The sequence below is a fragment of the Pseudomonas sp. P5_B2 genome, from assembly GCF_056400445.1.
In genome coordinates this window covers 1-1,012 of the sequence record NZ_JBFULH010001097.1, presented here as the reverse complement: position 1 = coordinate 1,012, position 1,012 = coordinate 1, and the positions used below count along the sequence as shown (strand labels likewise).

The window sequence follows — 1,012 nt, the reverse complement described above, 5'->3', positions numbered from 1 at the left end:
CCCATATCGACCGCATCCAGGGTATTCTGGAAAACCCGGCCAACCCTCAGGAAAAGGCCGCTTTCAACGCCTTTGCCGCCGAGCTGCGCGACGACCTCAACGACAGCATCAGCGATGGCGAGATTGTCGAAATGCTCGCCCAGCATCTGGTAACCAAACCTGTGTTCGATGCGCTGTTCGATGAGTACAGCTTTGCCAGCCACAACCCCATGTCCAAGGCCATGCAAGGCGTGCTGGATGCGCTCCATGAGCATCATCTGGACAAGGAAGCCGACACTCTGGATAGGTTCTATGCCAGCGTGCGTCAACGCGCGGCCGGCATCAACAATGCCCAAGGCAAGCAGAAGATCATTGTTGAGCTGTACGACAAGTTCTTCCGCAATGCCTTCCCCAAGATGACCGAGCGTCTAGGCATTGTCTACACCCCAGTCGAGGTGGTGGACTTCATTCTCCACAGTGTCAATCACCTGCTGCATAAGGAGTTCGGCCAGACCCTAGGCAGCAAGGGCGTGCATATCATCGACCCGTTCACCGGCACCGGAACTTTCATCACCCGCCTGCTCCAATCGGGCCTGATCAAGCCGGAAGAGCTGTCACACAAGTACAAGCACGAAATCCACGCTAACGAACTAGTGCTGCTGGCCTACTACATCGCCGCCATCAATATCGAAGCCGTTTATCACAGCCTAGCCGGGGGCGACTATGTGCCATTTCAGGGTATATGCCTGACTGATACTTTCCAAATGTACGAAAAGGATGACCTTGTAGATGCTCTACTGGTGGACAACAGCGAGCGGCGCAAGCGACAGAAGGAGCTGGATATACGGGTGATTGTGGGGAATCCCCCGTATTCCGCAGGACAGGCCAGTGCAAATGACAACAATCAGAACGTAATTTATCCGGCGCTGGATGCACGCATAGGCAATACCTACGCAGCACAGTCAGATGCAATCAACAAGAACGCGCTGTACGACAGCTATATCCGCGCCATTCGCTGGGCCAGTGATCGCAT

General features: G+C 54.7%; 1 protein-coding gene. It reads left to right on the top strand.

Annotated elements, in window-relative coordinates; all coding sequences use genetic code 11:
- Nucleotides 1–1,012, top strand: a 1,012-nt coding sequence (locus tag AC1DRJ_RS29435; protein WP_477805223.1) for an N-6 DNA methylase, incomplete at both ends; no start/stop codon positions are given.